Origin of the sequence: Phenylobacterium sp. NIBR 498073, assembly GCF_027286305.1 — a bacterium.
Lineage (GTDB): Bacteria > Pseudomonadota > Alphaproteobacteria > Caulobacterales > Caulobacteraceae > Phenylobacterium.
Window position 1 is genome coordinate 2,106,565 of record NZ_CP114599.1, and the last position, 24,364, is coordinate 2,130,928.

Genomic DNA, 24,364 nt, shown 5'->3' on the forward strand with positions numbered 1-24,364 from the left:
GCGATTTGCGAACCCATGCGCCGCCCCCTATATCGGTCGCTCACCGCAGGGAGACCGCAGCACCATGGACATCGCGACGACCAGCCAACTCGTCCCGAACGTCAATCTGTCCATGGTTTCGCATGTCCGCCTTCCTCACGCTCGACGGCCTTTCGTACAAAACGCCTGACGGCCACCCGCTTTTCGACGACCTGACCCTCGCCTTCGGGGCCGAACGCACCGGCCTCGTGGGGCGCAACGGCGTGGGCAAGACCACCCTGATCCGGCTGATGCTGGGCGAGATCGCGCCTGCGGCCGGGACGGTCGTCGTGCGCGGCCGCGTCGGCGTGCTGCGCCAGGCCCTGGCCCCGCCGCCGGGCGCCAGCGTGGCCGACATCCTGGGGCTCGCCGGCGAGCTGGCCCGCCTGGAGCGGATCGAGGCCGGCGCCGGGAGCGAGGACGATTTCGCCGACGCCGACTGGAGCCTGCTCTCGCGCCTGGAGGCGGGGCTGGCCCAGGTTGGGCTGGCGGGGCTCGACCCCATGCGCCCGGCCGCCGAGCTCAGCGGCGGGCAGGCGACCCGCGCCTCGCTGGCCGGGCTGCTGGCCCGCGAGCCGGACCTGCTGCTGCTGGACGAGCCGACCAACAATCTCGACGCCGAGGCGCGCGACCTGATCGCCCAGGTGCTGGCCGCGTGGAAGGGCGGGGCGGTGGTGGTCAGTCACGACCGCGCCCTGCTGCGCCTGATGGACCGGACGGTCGAGCTGACCAGCCTGGGGGCCAGGGTCTATGGCGGCGGCTACGACCTCTATGCCGAGCGCAAGGCCCAGGAGGAGGCGGCCGCCGTCCGTGAGCTGGCCGACGCCGAGCGGACGGTGGCCCGCGTCGAGCGCGAGACCCAGGTCGCGCGCGAGCGCAAGGACCGCCGGGACGCGGCCGGGCGCAAGTTCGCGGCCAAGCGCAGCGAGCCCAAGATCCTGCTCGGCGGCATGGCCGAACGGGCGGAGAACTCAGGGGCGCGTGAGGGGCAGGTGGCCGCTCGGCTGCGCGAACAGGCCGCTGGCGACCTGGCCGAGGCGCAGGGGCGCGTGGAGCGTCTGCGGCGCCTGGCGTTCGAGCTGCCGCCTTCGGGACTGGCGGCCGGCAAGACGGTGCTGGCCCTCGACGAGGCCGCCTTCGCCTATCCGGGGGGGCGGCCCGTGCTCAGCGGCCTGTCGTTGCGGATCGCAGGCCCCGAGCGAGTGGCGGTGACCGGCCGTAACGGCGCGGGCAAGTCGACCCTGATCGGGCTGGTCACCGGCGACCTGACGCCCACCGCTGGGCGCGTCACGCACGGCGCACGCTTCGCCTTGCTTGACCAGCAGACCGCCATGCTGGCGCCCGACGAGACCCTGGTCGACGCCTTCCAGCGGCTGAACCTCGGCGCCACCCGCAACGACGCCCACGCGGCGCTCGCCCGGTTCCTGTTCCGCAACACCGCCGCGGAAAAGCCGGTCGCCGCGCTCAGCGGCGGCGAGCGCCTGCGCGCGGCCATGGCCTGCGTGCTGATGTCGGCGACGCCGCCCCAGCTGCTCGTCCTCGACGAGCCGACCAACCACCTGGACCTCGACTCGATCGCGGCGGTCGAGGCGGCGCTGCGCGGCTATGACGGAGCGATTCTGGTGGTCAGCCACGACCGCGATTTTCTGAACGCGATCTCCGTGGATCGGGAAGTGCGGCTAGGCGACGACTAGGCCTGGCTGGAGTCCAGGGTCACCGCCGCGACCAGGCCGTCGGGGACCAGGTCGCGGATGATGCTGGCCAGGCCGATGCGCACCGCCAGCTCGCCGCCGTCCTTGACCAGCAGGGTGGTGGCGACCTGGCTCGGCTGGCCGCCCTGCAGCACGGCTTCCAGCGCCGCGGTCAGGTCGGCGCGGTCGCGCGGCCGGGCGATGTCGGGCAGGCGGCAGGAAACCAGTTCGTCGGCCGAGAAGCCAAGCAGCTTGGCGAACCCCGGATCGATGGTGGCCAGAACTCCGCGGACATTGAGCCGCAGAACCATCACCTGCGGCAGCATCGACAGCGCCGCGTCCAGGGCGCGCGCTTCGTTCAGCTGCGCCTGCATCTCGCGCTCGGCGGTGCGGTTTTGGATCAGCACCGCCACGCCGCCTGGATAGGGAAAGGCGCGGAAGCCGTAGTGGCGCACGCCGGGCGCGTCGCCAGGCGCCTCGAACTCCAGCGTCTCGCCGCTCCGCAGCGCGCGCTTGAGCTGCTCGCCCATCAGCGAGCGGGCGGTCGCCGGAAACAGGTCTTCCCAGAACCGGCCGACCAGCTGCGAGGCGCTATGGCCCACCAGCGCTTCGAACACGTGGTTCACGGCGGTGATGTGCAACTGGGAGTTCACGGCCATGAACGCCTCGGTCACATGATCGAGGATTGCGTGCTGGCTGGTCTCGAAGAACGGTTCGTTGTCTTCGCGCGGGTGGAAGGAATGGTCTTCCTTCGATGCTGAGTAGTAGTCGGCCGATACCAATACTACCCGTGGTCGCCCGTGGTGGGTAACGATGACCGGACCGCCCAATGCTCGATCCTGCCACTGTCCGAAATTCCGGCTGATCTCGCCGGCGGTAACGACGGAAGGCTCCCCGTGGCCATTGTTCATCGCACTTCCAAGCTTCGCGTGAATTCCGCGGACTGCGCAATTCCCGGAAGGCTCGCCCCCAAGGCCCAGCTACGCTTAACCAAACGCTAGCGTTGCTTCGTGGCAGAGCGCAACTCGAAATATGTCGCCTGCGCTGAAGGATTGTCGTCCGCAAAAGATGCGTAAAATGCGTACTTTATGCGCTTACTCTACGCAAAGGTGAGAGGTCGCCAACCTGCTCGCGAGGGAGCGGCCCCGGACCGACACGCCCGAGGCCGCCCGACGTCGCGGCGGAGCTAGGCCGCGGCCTTGCGCACCACGCGGAAGGTGCCGTTGGCCCGCGCGCAGGGCTCACCGTCGGCGGTGACGAAGGCCTGGGCGAAGGCCAGGGTGGAGCCCGGCTTCACGAACACGGTGTCGAACTCCAGCCACTGGCCGATCTTCGCCGCGCCCAGGAAGTCGAGCGCGAGGTTGACGGTCACCAGGCTGGCGTCCGGCCCCAGCCGGTGCGCGCAGGAGAGGCCCATGGCGTTGTCGGCCAGGGCGCTGATCAGCCCCCCGTGCACCATGCCGCGGCTGTTGGTGTGCGCGGCCTCGGCCACCAGCCCCAGCACCACCGCGCTGTCGGTGCGGCGGCTGTAGATCGGCTCCCAGGGGTCGGTCAGCGGACTTTGCCGGAAGTGCCGCTGGAAGCCGAGCGGGATGGCGAGGGTCTCCTGCATCATCCCATGCCTCACGCCGCCGCGGCGAGCTTGGCCAGGCTGGCGATGGTCTTGGCCACGGCCTGGGCCGCCTCCGCGCCCTTGGTCAGGAAGTGCTCGCGGAAGAAGGTCTGGTGGACGTCGTGCTCATGGAAATGGTGCGGCGTCAGCACCACCGAGAACACCGGCACCTCGGTCGAGAGCTGCACCTGCATCAGGCCGCTGATCACCGTCGAGGCCACGAAATCGTGGCGATAGATGCCGCCGTCGACCACGAAGCCGGCGGCGACGATGGCGGCGTACTTGCCGGTCTTGGCCAGGGTTTGGGCGTGCAGCGGGATTTCAAAGGCGCCGGGCACCTCGAACCGGTCGATGGCGCTCTCCGAAAAGCCGAGGCCGCCGATCTCCTTCAGGAAGCCCTGATAGGCGTTGTCGACGATCTCGCTGTGCCAGCCGGACTGGACGAAGGCGATGCGGGCCAGACGGAAGGCGCCGTTGGCGGTGGGGACTTCGAAGTGGGTGACAGTCATGGTCAGATCCCTGAGATGGATTGAAACCACGACTCAGGGAGACGCTAGGCCCCGGCCAGGGAATCCCGCACGCAGGCGTGCAAGGACTGGCCGTCGCCAGCGGTTCTCATAACCGGACTCTAACCGTCGGCTCCGGAATCGCACCGGAATCTGCTGTCCCCGACGACCTATCGACCGCCAGGCGCCCGCGGGCTCGTGCGGCCGAAGCCGCCATTACCGCCGGTGGGGACTTTCACCCCGCCCTGAGAACGCGGTCGCCGGAACAGCCCGACGACAGCGGCAAGGGTAGGCCCATGACCCAACGTCAAACAAGTGTTTAATTTCTGAGGCGGGGCCCCAGAGGGGCTGACAGCCCGTCTACGCTCGCTTGTTCAGCGTGATCGAGGTGGCCGAGGCGGCCGGCGCGGCGACCCCGCCGCGGCCGTAGCCCGAACCAGTGTTGCGCTTGGAGGCCACTTCCTCGGCGATCGCCCGAACCAGGCCCTCGGTGACCGTCTTGGCGGCGTCCAGGGCGCGGCCTTGGCGAGCCAGCACGGCGTCGAACGCCTCGGTGGCGCGGATCAGCCGCGTGCGCTGGACCAGCGGCGCGCCGGCCACCAGGTTCGGGTTGGCGCGCACGCGGGCCGACTCGTGACGATAGACGTTGGCCAGCTTCGAGGTTTCCTCGATGTGCAGCGCTGCGTCCTGGGGCCGGCGCTCCTCGAACGCCAGCGCCTCGTGCGCGATGAGCTCGGTCAGGCGCTCGGTCAGAACGATCAGTTGTTCGACGCGGTCGGTCGCGTCCGTGGCGGAGATCGCCATGCCAAACTCTCCTAACTCAGACCTTGAAGCTTCAACATTTCCTGGGCGACCCGATCGGACAGGCCGACGCCGCCGGCCTTGCCGACCTGCTTGGCCATGGCGTCGCTCAGGAACGACTTGAACGCCGCCTCGCCATGGCCGCCGTTGAACGGCGCCTCGGCCCCGACGTCCTTGAACATCTGGCTCAGCATCACCGACAGGAACGAGGCCTCGAAGTCCTTGGCGGTCTTCTCGATCTGGCCGCGCTTGGCCAGTTGCTCGGCGGTGAGCTGCGGCGTCGCCGCCGTCGGAACGCTGAAGGTGCTGGAGGTCAGGTCCATCACATCACCTCGATGTCGGCTTGCAGCGCGCCGGCCGCCTTGATGGTCTGCAGGATCGAGATCATGTCTCGCGGCGTGACGCCCAGCGCGTTCAGCCCGGCGACCAGGCTGGCCAGCGAGGCTCCGTCGCGCAGGGTGATGAACTTCTTGCCCTTCTCCTCGTCCACCTGGACGTCGGACTGCGGGACCACCGCGGTCTGGCCGCGGCTGAACGGGGCCGGTTGGCTGACCGCCGGGCTCTCGCGCACGGTGATGGTCAGGTTGCCCTGGGCGATGGCGACCGTGGAGACGCGGACGTTCTCGCCCATCACGATCACGCCGGCGACCTCGTCGATCACCACCTTGGCCGGGCTGTCGGTCTCGACGCTCAGGTTCTCGACTTGCGACATGAACGAGACCATGTCCTGGCCGCCCGGCGAGCGGATCGTGACGATGGTCGGGTTGTCGGCGCGCGCGGCGCCGGGGAAGCGGGTGTTGACCGCATCGGCGATCTTGCGGGCGGTCGAGAAGTCGGGATTGCGCAGGGTCATGCGCAACTCGCCCATGCTCGCCATCTGGAAGCCGATCTCGCGCTCGACGATGGCCCCGCCGGCGATCCGGCCGGCCGTCGGAACGCCCTTGGACACTGACGAGCCCGAGGCGCCGCCGGCCGAGATCGAGCCGGTCTGCACCGTGCCCTGGCTGACCGCGTAGGCCTGGCCGTCGGCGCCCAGCAGCGGGGTGACCAGCAGCGTGCCGCCCTGCAGGCTCTTGGCGTCGCCCATGGCCGACACGGTCGCGTCGATCGGCGCGCCGGCGGCGACGAAGGCGGGGAGGCGGGCCGTCACCATCACGGCGGCGACGTTCTTGGTGTTGAGGTTGGTGTCGCGGGTGTTGACCCCCAGCCGCTCGAGCATGGCCTCCAGGCTCTGGCGGGTGAACGGGGCGTTGCGCAGGCTGTCGCCGGTGCCGTTCAGGCCGACCACCAGGCCGTAGCCGACCAGCATGTTGTCGCGCACGCCCTCGAACTCGACGATGTCCTTGATCCGCGACTTCGCGAAGGCCGGCCCCGAAACCAGGGCGGCGGCGACGAAAGCGGCGCTGAAGAGGCGGAAAGTTCGACGCATGGGACCTCGACGCAATACGGACGGCAAAGAGCTTGCTGGTCCCTTGCGACGGGCGTGCCAGTTCAAAAAGTGAGCAAAATCAATGGTGAAGGTTTGCGCGGCGCCGCATCGGAGGCGCCTGGCGGCAGAAATTGCCCGGCATTAACCATACCATAAGCTTGCCCCGAGAGATTTGGGACGAAGCATGGTAGAGGGCCTTTCATGAAGGTCAGCGGAACAAGCGGCGTTGGATCGGCCGCCGGGCCGGGCAAGGCTAAGTCGGCCGGCGGCGAAGGCTTCCAGATCGCCCAACCCACAGCGGCTGCAGGCGCAGCTCAGGTCGCGCGCGCCGGCGGGGTCGGCGGGGTGATGAGCGTCGATGCGATCCTCGCCCTGCAGGAGATCGGCGGGCCGCTGGAACGCCGCCGCCGCGCCGTTGGGCGCGCAGGCAAGATTCTCGACGTTCTCGAAGACGTGAAGATCGCGCTCCTTTCGGGCGACGTGTCGGTGGACGATCTAGATCGCCTGAAGCGGGCGGTCGCCGAGGAGCGGCAAGGCTCGGACGACGAACGCCTAGAAGGTGTATTGAACGAGATTGAAACCCGTGCTGCCGTGGAGCTCGCTAAACTCGAGCGCGCGAATCGTGCGGCGTAATGGCCTGCGGAGAGCGAGGTTCGTTGAAAGCGGATTTCTATTTGGTATAAGCGGCCCGCGTTTCGTCGGGTTGATGTACCGAGGGGGCTTGAGGCGTCTATGAGCACGGCCACGATGTTGGCGGAAAAGCCTGAATATCGTCCTTCCGAGGACGAGGAATTCATGAATGAGCGGCAGCTTGAGTACTTCAAACAAAAGCTGCTGAACTGGAAAGAGGACATCCTTCGCGAGTCCCGGGAAACTCTCGCTCATCTTCAGACTGAGACCGAGAACCATCCCGACTTGGCGGACAGGGCGACGTCGGAAACTGACCGAGCCCTCGAACTCCGCACTCGCGATCGCCAGCGCAAGTTGATCTCCAAGATCGACGAGGCGTTGCGGCGGATCGAGGATGGATCGTACGGCTACTGCGAAGACACCGGCGAGCCGATCGGCGTCGCCCGCCTCGAAGCCCGTCCGATCGCGACCTTGAGCCTGGAGGCCCAGGAGCGGCACGAACGCCGCGAACGGGTCCATCGGGACGACTGAGATTGAGAAGGGCGATCCTCCGGGGTCGCCCTTCTTCATATGGCCATGAGACTGTCGCGCAGCATTCACGCGGCTGAACTCGTGTCGTCATGCGCAAGGGCTAGCAGCCTCCCAGTTGTTTCGGGGGATTGCTATGCGCCTAATGACCACCACGGCTGCCGCCGTACTCGCCTTCGCCATCGCCCAACCGGCCTTCGCCGAGGCGGACACGACCGACACGCAAGTTGAGGACGTCATCGTCACCGGCACCCGCCGCGTGGACCGCACGGCGTTCGAGTCCGCCGCCCCGGTGGATGTCATCTCGGAGTCGGTGCTGGAAAGCACGGTTTCCGACGAACTCATGGAAAAGCTGGTCGCGGCGGTGCCGTCCTTCAATGTCCAGCGGCTGCCAGCCGCGGACGGTCAGGCCTTCGTGCGTCCCGCCACCTTGCGCGGCCTTTCCCCCGACCAGACCCTGGTGCTGATCAACGGCAAGCGCCGGCATCGGTCGGCCTTGCTGGGCGGTCGCGGCGCCCAGGGCGTCGATCTCGGCCAGATCCCCAGCTTCGCCATCAAGCGGATCGAGGTGCTGCGCGACGGCGCCTCGGCCCAGTACGGCTCGGACGCTATAGCCGGCGTCATCAACCTGATCCTGAACGATCAGCCGGGTGTCAGCGCCTTCGCCCAGGCCTCGCAGTATTACGAGGGCGACGGCCGAGTGCTTGAGGGCGGCATCCGCGCCGGTTGGGCCATCGGCGACGGCGGGCATCTCGTCGCCACCCTGACCTACACCGACAGCGAAGCGACTTCGCGCACCCGTCAGCGTCCGGACGCCATCGCCTTCCAAGCCGCCAATCCCACGCTGACGGTCCCCAATCCGGTGCAGCGTTGGGGCCAGCCGGATCGCGACGCCACCCGCTTCGTCGTCGACGCCTCCATCCCGCTGAACGAGGCGGTCGAGCTCTACGGCTTCGCCACCTACACAGACTCCAGCGGCGTGACCGACTTCAACTGGCGCAACCCCTCGACCGACACCGCCTATCGCAACAGCGCCGCGTTTCCGGGCTGGAATCTACGCCAAATCTATCCGGTCGGCTTCTCGCCGAAGTTCGGCCAGGACGAGACGGACTACGCGGTCAACGCCGGCCTGCGCGGCGAGTTAGACAGTGGATTGTCTTGGGATTTCAACGCCTCGCTGGGCGAGGACAAGATCGACTACTTCATCAACGAGACGATCAACGCCTCATTCGGCCCGCAATCGCCGACCGCCTTCCGCGCCGGTGTCCTGACCCAGCGCGAGCAGAACCTCAACCTCGACTTCACCAAGCCGGTGGAACTGAGCTTCCTGGCGGAGACCGCCAATCTGGCCTTCGGGGCCGAGCGGCGGGTGGAGACCTACAAGATCGGCGCAGGCGATCCGATGTCCTATCAGGTCGGCCCCGGCGCCCCGGCCGGTCTGCCCTCTGGCTCCAACGGTTTCCCGGGCTACAGTTCTTCGCAGGCCGGGTCGTGGGACCAGACCAGCTACGCGGGCTATGTCGACCTCGACCTTTCCTGGACCGACGCCTTCTCCACCGACATCGCCATCCGTTACGAGGACTTCTCCGAGTTCGGCTCGACCACCGACGGCAAGATCGCCGCCCGCTATCAGATTTCGCCGAACTGGGCCGTTCGCGCCGCGGCCTCAACCGGCTTCCGCGCTCCGACGCCTGGGCAGTTGAACAGCACCCGCACGTCCCAGGGCCTGGACACCACGACGCTGCAGCTGTTCACCGCCGGCCGTCTTTCGCCGGCCAACCCGGTTGCGCAGTTCTTCGGCGCCAAGCCGCTTGAGCCGGAAACCTCGAAGAACGTCTCGGTGGGCCTGGTCTATCGCAACGCCGACAACGGTCTGACAGCTTCGCTGGACTACTACCGGGTCGAGGTCGACGACCGCTTCGCCACCTCGCCGAACTTCACCGTGACCCCGGCGATTCGCGCCCAGCTGGTGCGCTTGGGCGTGCCCGGAGCCGATTCGCTGACCTCGGTCAGCTACTTCACCAACTCGTTCAACACCCGCACGCAGGGGATCGACGCCGTCGGCTCCTGGAAGACCGTGGTGGGGGAGGGAACCCTGACGCTGACCGCCGCCTACAATTGGAACGACACCAAGGTCACGCGCTCCAAGCTCAGCGAGGTCTCCAACCTAGCCCGCATCAACATCGAGGACGGCCTGCCTGAGCACACAGGCAACGTCACGGCGTTCTACGCCTGGGGCATGTTCGAGGGCATGGCCCGGGTCCGCTATTTCGGCGACTGGACCGACGCCCAGTTCCAATCGTCCGCCGACCTCGTCCAGGCCTTCGGCGCGCGGACCTTCGTCGACGTGTCGCTCAGCGCCCAGGTCACCGACCAGGTGAAGATCACCGTCGGTGCGGAGAACCTCTTCGACACCTACCCGGACGAGGCGACCTTCCAGGCCTCGCGCGGCCTGATCTATTCGCGCAACGCGGTCTACGACACCGACGGCGGGCTCTACTACGTCCGCGTCGGCGCGAAGTTCTGAGGGCGCGATGGGCGACATCACGCGGCGCGGCCTGGCGGGCCTGGCCCTGGCGGCCGTCCCGGCGGGCGCCGGTGCGGCCGACGCCCTGGCCGCGCTGAACATCACCGAGAACCCGTTCGGCCCCAGCGCCGCCGCCCGCGCGGCGCTGGCCAAGGCTGTGACCCACGTCGAGCACTATCCCCACGCCGAGGAAGCGGCGCTGGTGGCCGTGATCGCCAAGGCCAACGGCGTCACTCCGGCCCATGTGGCGATCTCCACCGGCGCTCTGGAGCCGCTGGCCATGATGTCGTCCTTCTGGACCAAGGGCGGCGTTCAGCTCGCACCGGCCCTGACCTACGACACCCACATCAGTTACGCCGCGCGGGTGGGCCAGCAGGCCCGCCGTGTGGCGATGGCGCCAGACCAGCAGATCGACTTCGCCGCCATGGCGCGGTCGCTGGGGCCGGACGTGCAGTTGTCCTACGTCTGCAACCCCAACAATCCGACCGGCCTGCTCGCCGATCGGACGGCGTTGCGCAGCTTCTGCATCCACGCCGCCAGATTCGCCCCGGTGATCGTCGACGAAGCCTTCATCGACATGAGCCTGGATCCGGCGAGAGCGTCGTCGACCTGGTGCGTGAAGGCCACGACGTGATCGTCGTCGGCACCTTTTCCAAGAGCTACGCGCTGGCCGCGGTGCGCATCGGCTACTGCATCGCCCAGCCTGAAAGGGCGCGGGCGATCCGCATGCTGCTGGCGCCCTCGCGCAACGGGCCGGGTTTGTCGGCGGCGGCCGTCAGCTACCGCGACACGGACTATCTGGCCGCCTCCAACAGGGCGATGGAGCAGGGGCGTCAGGTCCTCTACCGCGCCTGCGACACGGTCAAGATTCCCTATCTCCGCTCACATGGCAGCTATGTCTGGGCCAATTTCGGCACGGCCCGGACGATCAAGCGGCTGGAGGCCGAGGGCGTGATGCTGCGCCTGTTCGCTGGCGCCGCCCCCGGCTGGGCGCGAGCTGCGGTCGCCGACCCGACCGCCATGGCCCACTTCGCGCGCGTCTTGCCGAAGGTAATGGCCGCCTAGCTCTGGCCCCCGGCGAATGGCGAGGCTACATGGGATTCATGTCCACGCGCCTCGTCATCGCCGCTATCCAAGCCAATCCGACCGTGGGCGCCATCGCCCATAACGAGGCGCTGGCGCGCGAGCGCCTGGCCCAGGCCAAGGCGGCCGGCGCGGACATCGCGATCTTCTCGGAACTCTTCATCAACGGCTATCCGCCCGAGGACCTGGCGCTGAAGCCGGCCTTCTGGGCCGCCGGCAAGGCCGCAGTCGAGCGGCTGGCGCTGGAGACCAAGGACGGCCCGGCCGCCCTGGTCGGCGTGATCTGGCCCAACGCCAAGCCCGGCGGGCGTCCGCACAACGCCCTGGCCTTCCTCGCCGAGGGCGAGATCAAGGGCCTGGCGATCAAGGGCGACCTGCCGAACTACGGCGTCTTCGATGAAAAGCGCGTGTTCGAGGCCGGCGCCTCGGCCAGCGTCTTCGAATGGAAGGGTGTGAAGCTCGGCGCGCCGATCTGCGAGGACATCTGGTCGGATGCCATCTGCGCCGATCTGAAGGCCAAGGGCGCCGAGATCCTGCTGGTCCCCAACGGCTCGCCGTTCCGCCGCACCGCCGATCATGAGCGGATGGGGGTGGCCAAGGCCCGTGTGGCTGAAACCGGCCTGCCGATGCTCTACGTCAACGAGGTCGGCGGCCAGGACGAGCTGGTCTTCGACGGCGGCTCGTTCGCGTTGTCGGCCCAGGGCGAGGTGGTCATGCGCCTGCCGATGTTCGAGGAAGCCTTCGCCCTGACCGTCTGGGAAAAGGGGCAGGGCGGCTGGGCCTGCGTCGAGGCGCCGATGGCGGATTGGGTCTCGGGCCCTGAGGAAGTCTACCGCGCCATGGTGCTGGGCCTGCGCGACTATGTGAACAAGTCCGGTTTCCCGGGCGTGCTGCTCGGCCTCTCGGGCGGCGTGGATTCGGCGATCAGCGCCGTGGTCGCCGCCGACGCGCTCGGCCCCGACCGGGTCCGCTGCTTCATGCTGCCCTCGCGCTACACCAGCCAGGACAGCCTCGACGACGCCGAGGACTGCGCCAAGCGGCTTCGGATCCGTCTCGACGAGATCTCGATCGTCCCGGCCATCGACGCCTTCGCCCAGATGCTGACTCCGCATTTCGAGGGCAAGGCGCCCGACCTGACCGAGGAGAACATCCAGGCCCGCGCCCGCGGCGTCTCGCTGATGGCGCTCTCCAACAAGCTCGGCCTGATGCTGATGACCACCGGCAACAAGTCGGAGATGGCGGTCGGCTACGCCACGCTCTACGGCGACATGTGCGGCGGCTACAACGTCCTGAAGGACATCTATAAAACCGAGGTCTACGCGGTCTGCGACTGGCGCAACGCCAACGATCCCTACGGCGTCGCCGCCGATCCGATCCCCGAGCGCATCCTGACCAAAGCTCCGTCGGCCGAACTGCGCCCCGACCAGAAGGACCAGGACAGCCTGCCGGAGTACGCCGAACTCGACGCGATCTTGCATGGGTTGGTGGAGGAAGAGGCGACCCTCGACGAGATCGTCGCTCGCGGCCATGCGCCCGAGACCGTCGAGCGCATCCAGCGGCTGCTCTACAATTCGGAGTACAAGCGCCGCCAGGCCGCGCCGGGCGTGAAGGTCGGGGCCCGCGCCTTCGGCCGCGACCGCCGCTATCCGATCGTCAACGGCTTCCGCGACGTGGTGTCGGGGAGGTGAGCCGCGCGCCCGTCATCGAGACCGAGCGCCTGCTTCTGCGCGGCCAGTCGCGGACCGACTTCGAGGCCTTTGCCGCAATGTGGGGCGATCCTGAGGTCACCCGCTTCATCGGGGGCAAGCCCTCCACCCGCGAGGAGGCCTGGAACCGCCTGCTACGCAACATCGGCCACTGGGAAGAGATGGGCTTTGGCCCCTGGATGGTCTGCGAAAAGGACAACGGCCGCCTGGTCGGCGACATCGGCTTTGCAAACTTCCAGCGTACGCTGGAGCCGACCCTCGGCGAGACGCCGGAAATCGGCTGGGTCATGTCTCCGGCCGCCCACGGCAAGGGCTATGCGAGCGAGGCGGTCGCCGCGGCCCTGGCCTGGGGCGACGCGAACTTCGAGGAGCCGCGCACGGTCTGCATCATCGCCCCAGGCAACGCCGCTTCGCTTCGGGTCGCCGAGAAGAACGGCTTCCGCGAATACGCCCGCGCCGACTATCACGGCGAGATCGTGCTGCTGGAGCGGCTGCGGCCCTAGGTTAGTTGGGCGACGTCCGGCGCGGCGTCCGGTCCGGTCGGCACGCCGCGGCGCAGGGCCGGGATGATCTCGTCGATGGCGTCGACCGCGACCCAGCTCGCCATGAAGCTGGGCGGGGTCAGGTGCTGGTCGACCGTGTGCTGGAACAGGTGGAACAGCGGTTCCCAGAAGCCGTCCGGATTGTAGAACACCACCGGCTTTCCGTGCAGGTCCAGGCGTCGCCACGACAGCAGCTCGACCACTTCCTCCAGCGTGCCGATGCCGCCCGGCAGCACGACGAAGCCGTCCGAGCGCTCGAACATCATCATCTTGCGCTCGTGCATGGACTCCACGACGACGGTCTCGACCACGTCCAGGCGGCGTTCGCGTTCCTTCAGGAAGGCCGGGATGATGCCCAGCACCTTGCCGCCGGCCTCGTGCGCGGCGACCGCACAGGCGCCCATCAGCCCGACCCCGCCGCCGCCATAGATCATCGTCAGCTCCTCCGCCGCCAGCCCGCGGCCCAGTTCGGCGGCGCTGGCCAGCAGGGCCGGATCGGCCGCATCGGACGAGCCGCAGAAGACGCAGACGGAGTCGAGGCGGTCGGGCGCGTCGCCCATTTGATGAAGCTCCTGGAGAATCAACGCGGCGCGCTTGCAGAGGCGCCGGGAAAGACCGATTAGCTAGGCCGAGAACCAGGGAGTTTCAAGCTGCGCCGAGTCCCGCTTCATCCGCCGCTGCTGGCGGCGCTCGCCCTCGGCCTGGCCGCTTGCGGCCAGGACCCTGCGCCCAGCGCCGCGCCGGCCGCCAAGGGGGCGCCGGCCCAGGCTGACGTCGGCTACCTCGCGCCGCCGCAGGTCAGCGAGGTGCGGCTCGACGGCGACAGCCTACGGATCAGCGGCTCGGCCCCGGGCTCCTCGCGGGTGCGTCTGGCGACGCCGCAGGGCCAGGCTCTGTTCGTCGACGCCGACTCAAAGGGCGTCTGGCGCTTGGCGGCGCCGCGCGGGACCCAGCCCCAGATCTACGGCCTGTCGGCGACCGGCGGCGGGCGCACGGTGCAGAGCGAAGGCTATCTGCTGCTGACCCCTGACGGAGAGGCGGCGCTGCTGCGGGCCGGGACCGGCGCGTTGCGTGTCGGCCGCACCGGCAAGAATGATCTCGACGCCGTCGACTTCGATCGCGAGGGCGGGGCGGTGGTGTCGGGCCGCGCCCCGGCCGGCGCCGCGCTCAGCGTCCATATCGACGGCCGCAAGTTCGCCGAAGGGCGGGCCGACGGCCGCGGCCGCTATGTCCTGGCCCTGACCCAGCCGCTGGAGCCGGGCCGCCGGCAGATCGACGTCTTCGGCGACGCCACCGAGAACCCGGTGGAGGTCGATGCGACCCCCGCGCCGGCGCTGGCCAGCGGGCCTTTCCGGGCCGCCGCCGTAGCCGGGGGCCTTCGCGTCGACTGGATGACCCCGGGCGGCGGGGTCCAATCGACCATCCTGCTGAAGTGAGCCGCTGATGACCCCTGCCATGGCCGCCCGCCGTCAGGCGGTTCCCGACGCCATCGCCCCGGCGTCGGTGAAATTCGACTTCTGGCGCTCGATGCGCGACCTGGCCGCCCTGGTCATGCGCTCGGGCGCGCCCGGCCTGCGCTGGCGCGTGGCCGCATCCCTGGCCCTGGTGTTCGCCGGCAAGGCGGCTGGGGTGGCCGCGCCGGTGGCTCTGGGCGATGCGATCAACCGCCTGGCGCCGGGCGCCGGCCAGGCCGCCCAGCTCGGTTTCGACTTCCTGCTGCTGGCCCTGGCGTTTGCGGGCCTGCGGTTGGTCGCGGCCTGCGCGCCCAACCTGCGCGACATGATCTTCACCGTGGTCGCCCAGTCGACCATGGCCAAGGCCGCCACTGAGACCTTCGCCCACACCCTGGCGCTCGGGCTCGACTATCACCAGGGCAAGCAGACCGGCAGCTTGGCGCGGGTTATCGACCGCGGCGCGCGCTCCACCGACTTCCTGATGCGCAGCGTGGTGTTCAACCTCGGCCCGACGGCGATCGAGCTGGTGCTGGCCATGGCGGTGATGGCCATGCGGCTGGACTGGCGTTTCGCCGCGACCGCCTTCGTCACCATCGTCCTCTACGCGATGCTGACCTTCAAGATCACCGACTGGCGGCTGAGCCACCGGCGCGAGTTGAACGAGGCCGACAGCCGCAGCGCCGGCCTCTCGGTCGACGCCCTGCTGAACTACGAGACGGTCAAGACCTTCGGCTCTGAGGATCGCACCGTCGACCGTTACGAAGCGGCGATGGCCGACTATGTCCGCGCCGGGGTGCGGGCCAACGCCTCGCTGGCCATGCTCAATGCGGTGCAGGCCCTGGTCCTCAATCTCGGCCTGGCGCTGATGACGGTGATGGCCGGCTACGAGGTCATGAACGGCCGCATGCGGATCGGCGACGTGACCATGGCTATCCTGTTGCTGATCGGCATCTACGGCCCGCTCAACATGCTGGGCTTCAACTACCGCGAGATCCGTCAGGCCTTCATCGACATGGAGCAGATGGTCCAACTGCGGGCGGTGAAGCCCGACATCGTCGACGCCCCTGACGCCCGGCCTCTGCCGCCGGCCAGCGGCCGCGGGGCCGAGATCGTGTTCGAGGACGTCGAGTTCCGCCATGACGCCCGCTCGACCGGCCTGATCGACGTCAGCTTCCGCGCGGCGCCCGGCGCGACGGTGGCCCTGGTCGGGCCGTCCGGGGCGGGCAAGACCACCGCCATCCGCCTGGCCCTGCGGCTGATCGATCCGCAGAGCGGCAAGATCACCCTCGACGGCGTCGACCTGCGCCAGGTTCGGCAGAGCTCGCTGCGTCAGGCGATCGCCCTGGTGCCGCAGGACGTGGCGCTGTTCAACGACACCATGGCCGCCAACATCGCCTTTGCGCGGCCCGCCGCCAGCACGGCCGAGATCCGCGCCGCGGCCGAGGCGGCCGAACTGGGCGGCTTCATCGACAGCCTGCCGAACGGTCTGGCCACCCTGGTGGGCGAGCGCGGCCTGAAGCTGTCCGGCGGCGAGCGCCAGCGCGTCGGCATCGCCCGCGCCCTGCTGGCAGATCCACGCCTGCTGATCCTCGACGAGGCCACCAGCGCGTTGGACGGCCCGACCGAGGCGGCCATCCAGGAGACCCTGCGCAAGGTCCGCGCCGGCCGCACCACCCTGGTCATCGCCCACCGCCTGTCCACCATCGTCGACGCCGACCTGATCCTGGTGCTGCGCCGCGGCCGCATCGTCGAGCGCGGCCGCCATGCCGAACTGCTCGAAAAGGGCGGCGAGTATGCGGCTCTTTGGCGTCGCCAGACCCGCGAGGCGTGACGGCGGCTGTAGACTGGGTCTAGGCTCTGGCGCTCAAGTCTCCGAAGGCGCGCCGATGTTCAATCCCAATCCCTGGCTGAAGCTGTCGATCGACGCCTTCTGGCTCGGGGCCGAGTCCAGCCAGGTGGTGGCGCTGCGCATGATGAAGCTGGCCGGCGGCGGGGCAGGGGCGGCGGCCGAAGCCCAGCGCATGGTGGCCGAGAAGGTCTCGGCGGCGATGGCGGCCCAGACCGAACTTGCGCTCGGAGCCATGAGCGGCTCGCCGCACGCCGGGGCGACCAAGGCCATGGCGCTCTACCGCCGTCGGGTGCGCGCCAACCGTCGGCGGCTGGCGCGCGAGGTCTGAGGACCTACTCGGCGGCCTTGGCGATTTCGCTCTCGCCGCCGGCGACGATCTCGTCGCTGCGCCGCTTGCGCTTACGCAGCCCCAGCCGCTCGCCCAGCCAGCCGAACCGCCGGCCGTAGACCTTCGGGGCGGCCAGCATCACCGGCGTCAGGATCAGCGTCAGCAGGGTGGCGAAGGACAGGCCCCAGACCACCGCTCCGGACAGCTGCACCCACCACTCGGAGCCGGGCGCCTTGTACTCCAGGTGCATGCCGTGGAAGTTCGGGTGCAGCTGGAACATCAGGGGCAGCAGGCCGACCACCGTCACCAACGTGGTCAGCATGACCGGCCGGAACCGCTGGGTGGCCGCGCGCACAGCCGCCTCGTCGGCGGGGAAGCCGGCGCGGCGCAGCTGGTAGTAGGTGTCGACCAGCACGATGTTGTGGCCGACCACGACCCCGGCCAGCGCCACGACCCCGGTCCCCAGCATGATCACCGAGATGTAGTCGAAGGTGTGGGCGATATTCACGACCACCCCCAGCAGCACGCCGACGGTCGACAGCGCCACCGCCGACAGCGTGACCAGCACGCCGTAGAACGAGTTGAACTGCCAGAGCAGGATGACGCCCATCAGGAACAGCGAGACCGCCATGGCGGCGACGAAGAAGCGCGCCGCCTCCTGGCCTTCCTCGTCGGCGCCCGTGAACTTCCATCGCACGTTGGGGTCCAGGTTGGCTTTCTCCAGCCAGGGGCGCAGCTCGGCGATCTTGTGGCTGGCCGCCACCCCCTCGATGGCGTTGGCCTGGATGACCGCCAGCCGCTGTCCGTCGCGGCGCTGGATCGTCGTCACCTGCTGGGCCGGGGCGAGCTTGATGAAGTAGCTGGCCGGCACCGGCCCGAACTGGGTCGGGATTTTCAGGCTGTCGAAGGCCGCGACGTTGCGGCTCTCGGGCGGGAAGCGGACGCGGATGTCCAGCTCGTCGTCGGCGTCGTCAGGGCGGAAACGCCCGACCAGGACCCCGCCGGTCACGAACTGGATCGCCTGGCCGACGGTCAGCACGTCGACGCCGTAGCGGCCGGCGGCCTCGCGGTCGACAGTCATGTTCCACTCGATGCCGGGCGAGGTGCGGTTGTCCTCCAGCTCGTGTAGCTGCCGGTCGGCGGCCAGCTTGGCCTTGACGATGTCGGCCGCCTTGTTGAGCGCCGCGGGGTCCTGGCTGCGCAGCTCGACCTGCACGTCCTTGCCGACCGGCGGACCGCCCTGCGGCTCGCGCACCTCGACCTCGACGCCGGGAATGCCGGCCACGCGCTTGCGAACCTCGTTGGCGATGTCCTTGCCGACCAGACCCAGCTCCAGCCGGTCCTCGTAGTCGACGAAGTCCACGTTGATGCGGCCGATGGTGTCGTTGGGGATCGAGTTCGGGCCGCCGCCGGGGCTGGCCGTGCCCGATCGCACGAAAATCGAGTTGATGCCCTTCTGCCCGATCAGCCGGCTCTCGACCTGGCGCACGATGACGTCCTGGGCTTGCGGCGACAGGTTGCCCCGCGCCTTGACGTAGACGGCCACGTATTCCGGGTCCTGCTGCAGGAAGAACTCGGTCGGCTTGTTCTCGGCGCGGAAGGCGATGACCACCACCACGATGACCGCCAGGGTCGCGAACATGGTCGTGGTCGGGTGATGGCCCAGGCTGTCGATGGTGCGTGCGTACCAGCCCATGAAGCCGGTCATCTCGCGCGGGTCGCCCCGTTCGGACTTCTCGATCTCGGCCAGGTGCGCCTCGTCCACCGCCGCCTTGCGTCCGAAGATCGAGCCCAGGGCCGGGGTGAAGATCAGGGCGATGAAGATCGACGCGCCCAGCACGTAGAACAGGGTCATGGGCAGGAAGCTCATGAACTTGCCGGGGATCGAGTTCCAGAACAGGAACGGCAGGAAGGCGCAGAGCGTCGTCAGGGTGCCGTTCAGCACCGGCCAGAACATCCGCTTGCCGGCCGCGGCGAAGGCTTCCTCCTTGGACATGCCCTCGGCCATCTTCCGGTCGGCGTACTCGACCACCACGATGCCGCCATCGACCAGGATGCCGACCGCCAGCACCAGCCCGAACATCACCATCTGGTTCAGGGTCACGCCGGTGGCGTTGAGCATCAGGAAGGCCAGCATGAAGCAGGCCGGGATCGCCGCGCCGACCATCAGTCCCTGGCGGATGCCCAGCGTCGCCACGATGATCAGCATGACCAGGATGGTGGCGATCAGCAGGCCGCTCTCCAGCACCACCAGGGTACGGCCGATGAAGTCGCTTTCATCGAAGATGTACGAGACCTTGACCGTCTCGGGCCAGCGCTTCTGCTCCTCGGCGACGACCTTGCGGACTTCCTTGACGGTGTCGAGGACGTTGGCCCCCGACCGCTTGGCCACGTCCACCGAGAAGGCCGGCTGGCCGTTGAAGCGGGTGATGTAGTTGGCTTCCTTGAAGGTCCGCCGGACGTCGCCGATGTCGCCGACCGTGATCAGCCGGTCGCCGTTCTTCTTGATCGGCAGGGCCAGGATGTCGGCGGGCTGGTTGACCACCCCGGGGACCTTGACCGCGAACTTGCCGGCGCCGGATTCCAGGTTGCCGGCCGGGACCAGCTGGTTGTTGCGGCCGATCACCTGCGCCAGCTCGCCCGGCGAGACGTTGGCCGCCTCCATGCGCACCGGGTCGATGGTGACTTCCAGCAGCTCCTCGCGGCCGCCGTTCAGATAGACCTCCAGCACCCCGGGGGTGCTTTCCAGCCGGTCCTGCAGGTTGCGCGAAATGTGGAACAGGGTGCGTTCCGGGGCCGCGCCCGACAGCACGATGCCGATGATCGGCTCGCCGGAGGCGTTGGCCTCCTCGATGATCGGCTCCTCGGCGTCGGGCGGGAACTTGCCGCGGGCCAGGTCGACCTTGGCGCGGACCTCGCCCAGGGCCTTGTCCTTGTCGAAGTCGGCTTCGAACTCCAGGTTCACGATCGCCATGCTCTGGCGGGCGACCGCGTTCATCTCCTTGACGCCCTCGATCGTCTGGAGCTCGGTCTCCAGCGGCCGCACGAGCAGCCGCTCGGCGTCCTCGGGACTGACGCCGGGGTAGGGCACCACCACGGTGAGGAACGGGAAATCGATGTTCGGGTTGGATTCCCGCGGCATCGACAGGTACGCGAAGAACCCGAACAGGCTGGCGATCAGGGTGACAGCCAGCACCACCTTGCGCCGTTTGATCGCGCCATCGATCAGAGGTCCGATCATAGCCTCGTCTCCTGATGAGCAGGGGCGCGCCTAGCGCGCCGCGGCCACTCGAACCTTCTGACCTTCGGCCACGTACGACTGGCCGACCGTGATCACCCGGACCGGGCCCTTCAGGCCGGTCACCCAGATGCCCTGCGCCGTCTCCTCCAGCACCTTGATCGGCGCGAAGGCGACCTTGTCGTCGGCCAGCACGTAGCGCACGCCCTGGCGCCCGCCCGCATCCAGCACCAGCGAGGACAGCGGCACCAGGTGCGCGGGGCCCGACCCGGCGTTGATCCGCACCGCCGCCGACAGGCCCGAACGGGTCATCTGCGGGTTCGCGGTGGTGATCTCGATGCGATAGGTGCGGGTCTGCGCGTCGGCCTCGCGCGCGGCGTAGCGGACCTTGCCGGCCAGGGTCTCGCCGGAGGTCAGCTGGGCGCTGGCGCTCGAGCCGACCTTGACCTTCGAAGCCTCGGTCTCAGGCAGGTCGCCGACGATCAGCAGCGGATTGAGCTCGATCATCGTGCCGCAGGGCTGACCGGGGGCCAGATAGGCGCCGACCTCGGCGTCGCGCTTGTCGAACACGCCGTCGAACGGGGCGCGGATGCTCATCTGCTCGACGCCCAGCTCGGCCTGGCGGACCGTGGCCGCGGCGCTGTCGAGATTGGCCTGGTCCTGCAGCACCTGGGTCTGCGAGCGATAGCCCTTGGCCGCCAGCTCGGCCGACGCCTTCTGCTGCAACTGGCGCGAGCGCAGGTTGGCGCGGGCCTGGTCCAGCGTCGCCTGGCGAGCGTCGACGTTCAGCCGGCACAGCACCGTGCCCTTGCGTACGAACGAGCCTTCGACCGCCGGGGTGGCGGCGACGACGCCGGCTGTCTCCGAACGCACCACGACGCTGCGCGCCGCCTCGGTGCGGCCGCGGATCGCCACGGCGTATTCATGAGTGGATTCCGGGGTCAGCACCGCCTGCACGGTGGGCAAGGCGTCCGCGCCGGCGGTCTTGGCCTCGGCCTTTCCAGACTTGTTCGCCCGGCTGACAATGGTGCCGATGGCGAAAGCCAGGACCAGCACGGCCACGACGGCGATCACAAACAGGTACTGTGACTTGACTCGCATTCAGCCGTTTCCCCCCGGGCAGCAACGAAGTCGCGACCGCTCTTGGAATCGCAGTCGTACGCCCGGGCCGCAGAAAATAGGTTTTAGCGTCTTCTGATGCCGCTGTTCTACGACTGCAAATGAATTCGCGGGCAGACGACGCAAAGGGCCGATAATGTGCCCCGGGCGCCGCATGATTGCAGCATGGCCTTGCTTGCTCTTTAACGCCGCGGGCGCTCCAATATCCGCCGCCTGCAAGGAAAGTACGCCGCCGTGAAATACCTGCACACCATGGTTCGGGTGACCGACCTCGACGTTTCTCTGGACTTCTACTGCAACAAGCTGGGCTTGGTCGAAGTCTCCCGCACCGAGAACCAGGGGGGACGATTCACCCTGGTGTTCCTCTGCGCCCCCGCCGACCGCGAGGCGGCCCTGGCCGCCAAGGCCCCGATGGTCGAGCTGACCTACAATTGGGATCCGGAGGACTATCAGGGCGGTCGCAACTTCGGCCACCTGGCCTACGCCGTCGACGACATCTACGCGACCTGCCAGCGCCTGGCCGACGGCGGGGTGACCATCAACCGCCCGCCGCGCGACGGCCACATGGCCTTCGTGCGTTCCCCCGACGGCATTTCGATCGAGCTGCTGCAAGCCGGTCCGCGCAAGGAGCCGGCCGAGCCGTGGGCCTCGATGCCGAACACGGGGTCGTGGTGAGCGGCCGCCTTTCCGGGCGCTCGGCGCTCGTCACCGGCGCGGCCGGGGGCATCGGCCTGGGCTGCGCCCGGGCCTTTGCCGCCGAGGGTTGCGACCTCGTGCTGCTCGACCTCGACGAGGCGCGGGTCGTGGCTGCGGCGCAGGACCTGGCCCGCGACAGCGGGCGGCAAGTTCACGCCCTGGCCTGCGACCTCGCCGACGCCGAGGCCGCGCGCATGGCGGTGATCCGGGCCGCGGCGCTGCTGGGCAAGATCGACGTGCTGGTCAACAACGCCGGCATGCTGGTCGCTGGCGACATCCTCGACGCCGAGCTGGAGGACTTCGACCGGGTTATGGCGGTGAACCTGCGCGCCCCGTTCGTGGTCGGCCAGACCGTGGCCCGCCACATGGTCGACGCCAAGATCAGGGGCTCGATCATCAACATGTCCTCGATCAACGCAGTGCTCGCTATCCCCAACCAGATCGCCTACGTCACCTCCAAGGGCGGCCTGGCGCAGCTGACCAAGGCCATGGCCCTGGGCCTGGCGCCGCATGGCGTGCGGGTGAACGCGATCGGGCCGGGCACCATCGTCACCGACATCCTGAAGGGGGTGATGCAGGACGATGAGGCTCGCCGCCGGGTGCTGCAGCGCACGCCGCTCGGCCGCTTCGGCGAGGCCGACGAGATCGGCCGCGTCGCCGTCTTCCTGGCCAGCGACGACAGCTCCTACATCACCGGTCAGACCATCTATCCCGACGGCGGCCGGCTGGCCCTGAACTACACGGTGCCGGTCGCGGACTAGAGACCGAGCGTCATCCCGGAAAGCCTGCAGGGTTTGTCCGGGATCCATTCGCGCCGACGCGCCGCGCGGAGCGAGGCGTTCCGAGTCAGGGTGTTTATGGATCCCGGCCTTCAGCTGCGCTGAAGGCGGGATGACATCGATAGGCATCCCCGCGCTTCCTTCCCTCCCTAGACCGGCTAAAAGCCCCGAATGCTGCGACTGACCGAAATCAAGCTGCCTCTCGGCCACCCGGAAGAGGACCTGCGCGCCGCCGTGCTGGCCAAGCTGGCCGGCCCCGAATCCGAGCTCGTCTCGTTCGAGATCTTTCGCCGCGCCAACGACGCGCGGCGCAAGTCGGCGATCCTGATGGTCTACACAGTCGACGTGGTGGTGCAGGACGAGGCGGCCGTGCTCGCTCGCCACGCCGGCGATCGCAACGTCCAGCCGACGCCGGACATGGCCTATCGCCACGTCGCCCAGGCGCCCGCGAATCTGGCCAAGCGTCCGGTGGTGATCGGGGCCGGCCCCTGCGGCCTGTTCGCCGGCCTGATCCTGGCCGAGATGGGCTTCAAGCCGATCATCGTCGATCGCGGCAAGGTCGTGCGGCAGCGCACCAAGGACACCTGGGACCTCTGGCGGCGCAGCAAGCTGCACCCCGAGTCCAACGTCCAGTTCGGCGAGGGCGGGGCCGGCACCTTCTCCGACGGCAAGCTCTACAGCCAGATCAAGGACCCGCGCTTCCTCAGCCGCAAGGTGCTGACCGAGTTCGTCGCCGCCGGCGCCCCGCCCGAGATCCTGACCGAGGCCCACCCCCACGTCGGCACCTTCCGGCTGGTGACCATGGTCGAGGCTATGCGCGAGAAGGTCGAGGCGCTCGGCGGCGAATACCGCTTCGAGCACAAGGTCGAGGACTTCGACATCGCGCTGGAGGGCGGCCAGCGCCGGCTCGTCGGTCTGCACCTGCAGGGCGGCGGCTACATCGAGGCCGACCACGTCGTCCTCGCCCTCGGCCACAGCGCCCGCGACACCTTCCATGCGCTCTACGACCGCGGCGTCCACATCGAGGCCAAGCCGTTCTCGCTCGGCTTCCGTATCGAACACCCGCAGTCCTGGATCGATCGCGCCCGGTTCGGGACCAACGCCGGGCACAAGGACCTGGGCGCGGCTGCCTACAGCCTCTCGCACCACTGCTCGAACGGGCGGACGGTCTACAGCTTCTGCATGTGCCCGGGCGGCACGGTGGTCGCCGCGGCCTCCGAGCCGGGCCGCGTCGTCACCAACGGCATGAGTCAGTATTCCCGCAACGAGCGGAACGCCAACGCCGGCATCGTCGTCGGCATCGAGCCCGAACGCGACTATCCGGGCCATCCGTTGGCCGGGATCGAACTCCAGCGCCACTGGGAATCCCAGGCCTTCGTGGCCGGCGGCGAAACCTATGCCGCGCCCGCCCAGCGGGTCGGCGACTTCCTGGCCGGCAAGCCGTCGACCGACCTCGGCGAGGTGGCGCCGTCCTACCGCCCTGGCGTCACCCCGACCGACCTGTCGACCTGCCTGCCGGACTTCGCCATCGCCGCGATCCGCGAAGCGCTGCCGGCCTTCGCCCGCCAGATCCCCGGCTTCGACCACGCCGACGCGGTGCTGACGGGCGTGGAGACCCGCACCTCGTCTCCGGTCCGCATCACTCGCGGCAAGGACTTCCAGAGCCTCAACACCGTCGGCCTCTATCCGGCCGGCGAGGGCGCGGGCTACGCCGGCGGCATCCTCTCGGCCTCGATCGACGGCATCAAGGTCGCCGAGGCGGTGGCGCGCAGCATCGTGGACGGCCGGCCGGCCGCTACGGCTTGATCCCGGCCGCGTCTCGCCGGCC

The 24,364-nt window shown here is 68.8% G+C and carries 21 protein-coding genes, 1 pseudogene and 1 riboswitch; of the genes and pseudogenes, 13 read left to right on the top strand and 9 right to left on the bottom strand.

The annotated features are described in order from the left end of the window. Positions 1–122 precede the first annotated feature (122 nt). Positions 123–1,712: an ABC-F family ATP-binding cassette domain-containing protein gene (locus tag O4N75_RS10555; RefSeq protein ID WP_269629298.1), complete on the top strand. Its 1,590-nt coding sequence runs from the start codon at positions 123–125 to the stop codon at positions 1,710–1,712. Here the strand turns inward: O4N75_RS10555 and O4N75_RS10560 are convergent. The 6 genes from O4N75_RS10560 to O4N75_RS10585 all read right to left on the bottom strand — a co-directional run bounded on the left by O4N75_RS10560 (position 1,709) and on the right by O4N75_RS10585 (position 6,057). Further along, positions 1,709–2,620, bottom strand: a complete 912-nt coding sequence (locus tag O4N75_RS10560; RefSeq protein ID WP_269629299.1) for a PAS domain-containing protein — start codon at positions 2,618–2,620, stop codon at positions 1,709–1,711. The two genes, O4N75_RS10555 and O4N75_RS10560, sit on opposite strands and share 4 nt — an antisense overlap. Positions 2,621–2,895: 275 nt before the next feature. Continuing rightward, positions 2,896–3,324, bottom strand: a complete 429-nt coding sequence (locus tag O4N75_RS10565) for a PaaI family thioesterase (protein WP_348649542.1) — start codon at positions 3,322–3,324, stop codon at positions 2,896–2,898. 8 nt (positions 3,325–3,332) lie between these two features. Beyond that, positions 3,333–3,830, bottom strand: coding sequence for a 6,7-dimethyl-8-ribityllumazine synthase (locus O4N75_RS10570; protein ID WP_183769629.1), 498 nt, complete (start codon positions 3,828–3,830; stop codon positions 3,333–3,335). Between the two features lie 98 nt (positions 3,831–3,928). Next, positions 3,929–4,084: riboswitch (FMN riboswitch) on the bottom strand. A 103-nt stretch (positions 4,085–4,187) separates the two neighbouring features. Further along, positions 4,188–4,631 (bottom strand): flagellar basal body protein, encoded by a 444-nt coding sequence (locus O4N75_RS10575; RefSeq protein ID WP_269629300.1) that lies wholly within the window; start codon positions 4,629–4,631, stop codon positions 4,188–4,190. Between the two features lie 11 nt (positions 4,632–4,642). After that, on the bottom strand, positions 4,643–4,951 hold the full coding sequence (locus tag O4N75_RS10580; protein WP_348649543.1) for a rod-binding protein: 309 nt from the start codon (positions 4,949–4,951) through the stop codon (positions 4,643–4,645). Further along, positions 4,951–6,057 carry a flagellar basal body P-ring protein FlgI gene (locus O4N75_RS10585; RefSeq protein ID WP_267229714.1) on the bottom strand — a complete coding sequence of 369 codons (1,107 nt, stop codon included), beginning with the start codon at positions 6,055–6,057 and terminating at the stop codon, positions 4,951–4,953. Before O4N75_RS10585 ends, O4N75_RS10580 begins: the two co-directional genes overlap by 1 nt. Before the next feature lie 201 nt (positions 6,058–6,258). On the opposite strand from O4N75_RS10585, the gene O4N75_RS10590 reads away from it, so the two are divergent. The 6 genes and pseudogenes from O4N75_RS10590 to O4N75_RS10615 all read left to right on the top strand — a co-directional run bounded on the left by O4N75_RS10590 (position 6,259) and on the right by O4N75_RS10615 (position 13,034). Continuing rightward, positions 6,259–6,690 (top strand): flagellar assembly protein FliX, encoded by a 432-nt coding sequence (locus O4N75_RS10590; RefSeq protein ID WP_269629301.1) that lies wholly within the window; start codon positions 6,259–6,261, stop codon positions 6,688–6,690. 99 nt (positions 6,691–6,789) lie between these two features. Beyond that, entirely contained in the window at positions 6,790–7,218 is a 429-nt protein-coding gene (gene dksA / locus O4N75_RS10595) for an RNA polymerase-binding protein DksA (protein ID WP_267229712.1), read from the top strand. Positions 7,219–7,360: 142 nt separating this feature from the next. Next, a complete protein-coding gene (locus O4N75_RS10600) occupies positions 7,361–9,742 on the top strand; it encodes a TonB-dependent receptor (protein ID WP_269629302.1) in 2,382 nt (793 codons plus the stop codon). 7 nt (positions 9,743–9,749) lie between these two features. After that, positions 9,750–10,807 (top strand): annotated as a pseudogene (locus O4N75_RS10605) (histidinol-phosphate transaminase). A 38-nt stretch (positions 10,808–10,845) separates the two neighbouring features. Further along, positions 10,846–12,513 carry an NAD+ synthase gene (locus tag O4N75_RS10610; protein WP_269629303.1) on the top strand — a complete coding sequence of 556 codons (1,668 nt, stop codon included), beginning with the start codon at positions 10,846–10,848 and terminating at the stop codon, positions 12,511–12,513. Continuing rightward, positions 12,510–13,034: a GNAT family N-acetyltransferase gene (locus tag O4N75_RS10615; protein WP_269629304.1), complete on the top strand. Its 525-nt coding sequence runs from the start codon at positions 12,510–12,512 to the stop codon at positions 13,032–13,034. Before O4N75_RS10610 ends, O4N75_RS10615 begins: the two co-directional genes overlap by 4 nt. On the opposite strand, the gene O4N75_RS10620 is transcribed toward O4N75_RS10615, so the two are convergent. Next, a complete protein-coding gene (locus O4N75_RS10620; protein WP_269629305.1) occupies positions 13,031–13,633 on the bottom strand; it encodes a TIGR00730 family Rossman fold protein in 603 nt (200 codons plus the stop codon). The two genes, O4N75_RS10615 and O4N75_RS10620, sit on opposite strands and share 4 nt — an antisense overlap. A 246-nt stretch (positions 13,634–13,879) precedes the next feature. On the opposite strand from O4N75_RS10620, the gene O4N75_RS10625 reads away from it, so the two are divergent. The 3 genes from O4N75_RS10625 to O4N75_RS10635 are packed head-to-tail and all read left to right on the top strand — an operon-like array spanning position 13,880 to position 16,704. Next, a complete protein-coding gene (locus tag O4N75_RS10625; RefSeq protein ID WP_269629306.1) occupies positions 13,880–14,509 on the top strand; it encodes a hypothetical protein in 630 nt (209 codons plus the stop codon). Between the two features lie 7 nt (positions 14,510–14,516). Beyond that, positions 14,517–16,358: an ABC transporter ATP-binding protein/permease gene (locus tag O4N75_RS10630; protein ID WP_269629307.1), complete on the top strand. Its 1,842-nt coding sequence runs from the start codon at positions 14,517–14,519 to the stop codon at positions 16,356–16,358. A gap of 55 nt (positions 16,359–16,413) precedes the next feature. Beyond that, positions 16,414–16,704, top strand: a complete 291-nt coding sequence (locus O4N75_RS10635; RefSeq protein WP_269629308.1) for a hypothetical protein — start codon at positions 16,414–16,416, stop codon at positions 16,702–16,704. 4 nt (positions 16,705–16,708) lie between these two features. On the opposite strand, the gene O4N75_RS10640 is transcribed toward O4N75_RS10635, so the two are convergent. After that, positions 16,709–19,945 (bottom strand): efflux RND transporter permease subunit, encoded by a 3,237-nt coding sequence (locus O4N75_RS10640; protein ID WP_269629309.1) that lies wholly within the window; start codon positions 19,943–19,945, stop codon positions 16,709–16,711. A gap of 30 nt (positions 19,946–19,975) precedes the next feature. Beyond that, complete coding sequence (locus O4N75_RS10645) at positions 19,976–21,043, bottom strand: efflux RND transporter periplasmic adaptor subunit (RefSeq protein ID WP_269629310.1); 1,068 nt, start codon at positions 21,041–21,043, stop codon at positions 19,976–19,978. A 252-nt stretch (positions 21,044–21,295) separates the two neighbouring features. Between O4N75_RS10645 and O4N75_RS10650 the strand changes: the two genes are divergently transcribed. The 3 genes from O4N75_RS10650 (at position 21,296) to O4N75_RS10660 (ending at position 24,342) form a co-directional block, all read left to right on the top strand. Beyond that, positions 21,296–21,736, top strand: a complete 441-nt coding sequence (locus O4N75_RS10650; RefSeq protein WP_269629311.1) for a VOC family protein — start codon at positions 21,296–21,298, stop codon at positions 21,734–21,736. After that, the gene (locus tag O4N75_RS10655; RefSeq protein WP_269629312.1) at positions 21,703–22,518 is read left to right on the top strand and encodes an SDR family oxidoreductase; all 816 of its coding nucleotides are present in this window, start codon (positions 21,703–21,705) and stop codon (positions 22,516–22,518) included. The genes O4N75_RS10650 and O4N75_RS10655 overlap by 34 nt, the downstream gene beginning before the upstream one ends. 189 nt (positions 22,519–22,707) lie before the next feature. Beyond that, positions 22,708–24,342, top strand: coding sequence for an NAD(P)/FAD-dependent oxidoreductase (locus tag O4N75_RS10660; RefSeq protein WP_269629313.1), 1,635 nt, complete (start codon positions 22,708–22,710; stop codon positions 24,340–24,342). Positions 24,343–24,364: the final 22 nt, after the last annotated feature.

Excerpts from the sequence above, each read along its gene's own strand:
- O4N75_RS10555 (WP_269629298.1), top strand. The coding sequence starts at position 123 with ATGTCCGCCTTCCTCACGCTCGACGGCCTTTCGTACAAAACGCCTGAC.
- O4N75_RS10560 (WP_269629299.1), bottom strand. The coding sequence starts at position 2,620 with ATGAACAATGGCCACGGGGAGCCTTCCGTCGTTACCGCCGGCGAGATC.
- O4N75_RS10565 (WP_348649542.1), bottom strand. The coding sequence starts at position 3,324 with ATGATGCAGGAGACCCTCGCCATCCCGCTCGGCTTCCAGCGGCACTTC.
- O4N75_RS10570 (WP_183769629.1), bottom strand. The coding sequence starts at position 3,830 with ATGACTGTCACCCACTTCGAAGTCCCCACCGCCAACGGCGCCTTCCGT.
- O4N75_RS10575 (WP_269629300.1), bottom strand. The coding sequence starts at position 4,631 with ATGGCGATCTCCGCCACGGACGCGACCGACCGCGTCGAACAACTGATC.
- O4N75_RS10580 (WP_348649543.1), bottom strand. The coding sequence starts at position 4,951 with ATGGACCTGACCTCCAGCACCTTCAGCGTTCCGACGGCGGCGACGCCG.
- O4N75_RS10585 (WP_267229714.1), bottom strand. The coding sequence starts at position 6,057 with ATGCGTCGAACTTTCCGCCTCTTCAGCGCCGCTTTCGTCGCCGCCGCC.
- O4N75_RS10590 (WP_269629301.1), top strand. The coding sequence starts at position 6,259 with ATGAAGGTCAGCGGAACAAGCGGCGTTGGATCGGCCGCCGGGCCGGGC.
- dksA (WP_267229712.1), top strand. The coding sequence starts at position 6,790 with ATGAGCACGGCCACGATGTTGGCGGAAAAGCCTGAATATCGTCCTTCC.
- O4N75_RS10600 (WP_269629302.1), top strand. The coding sequence starts at position 7,361 with ATGACCACCACGGCTGCCGCCGTACTCGCCTTCGCCATCGCCCAACCG.
- O4N75_RS10610 (WP_269629303.1), top strand. The coding sequence starts at position 10,846 with ATGTCCACGCGCCTCGTCATCGCCGCTATCCAAGCCAATCCGACCGTG.
- O4N75_RS10620 (WP_269629305.1), bottom strand. The coding sequence starts at position 13,633 with ATGGGCGACGCGCCCGACCGCCTCGACTCCGTCTGCGTCTTCTGCGGC.
- O4N75_RS10630 (WP_269629307.1), top strand. The coding sequence starts at position 14,517 with ATGACCCCTGCCATGGCCGCCCGCCGTCAGGCGGTTCCCGACGCCATC.
- O4N75_RS10635 (WP_269629308.1), top strand. The coding sequence starts at position 16,414 with ATGTTCAATCCCAATCCCTGGCTGAAGCTGTCGATCGACGCCTTCTGG.
- O4N75_RS10640 (WP_269629309.1), bottom strand. The coding sequence starts at position 19,945 with ATGATCGGACCTCTGATCGATGGCGCGATCAAACGGCGCAAGGTGGTG.
- O4N75_RS10645 (WP_269629310.1), bottom strand. The coding sequence starts at position 21,043 with ATGCGAGTCAAGTCACAGTACCTGTTTGTGATCGCCGTCGTGGCCGTG.
- O4N75_RS10660 (WP_269629313.1), top strand. The coding sequence starts at position 22,708 with ATGCTGCGACTGACCGAAATCAAGCTGCCTCTCGGCCACCCGGAAGAG.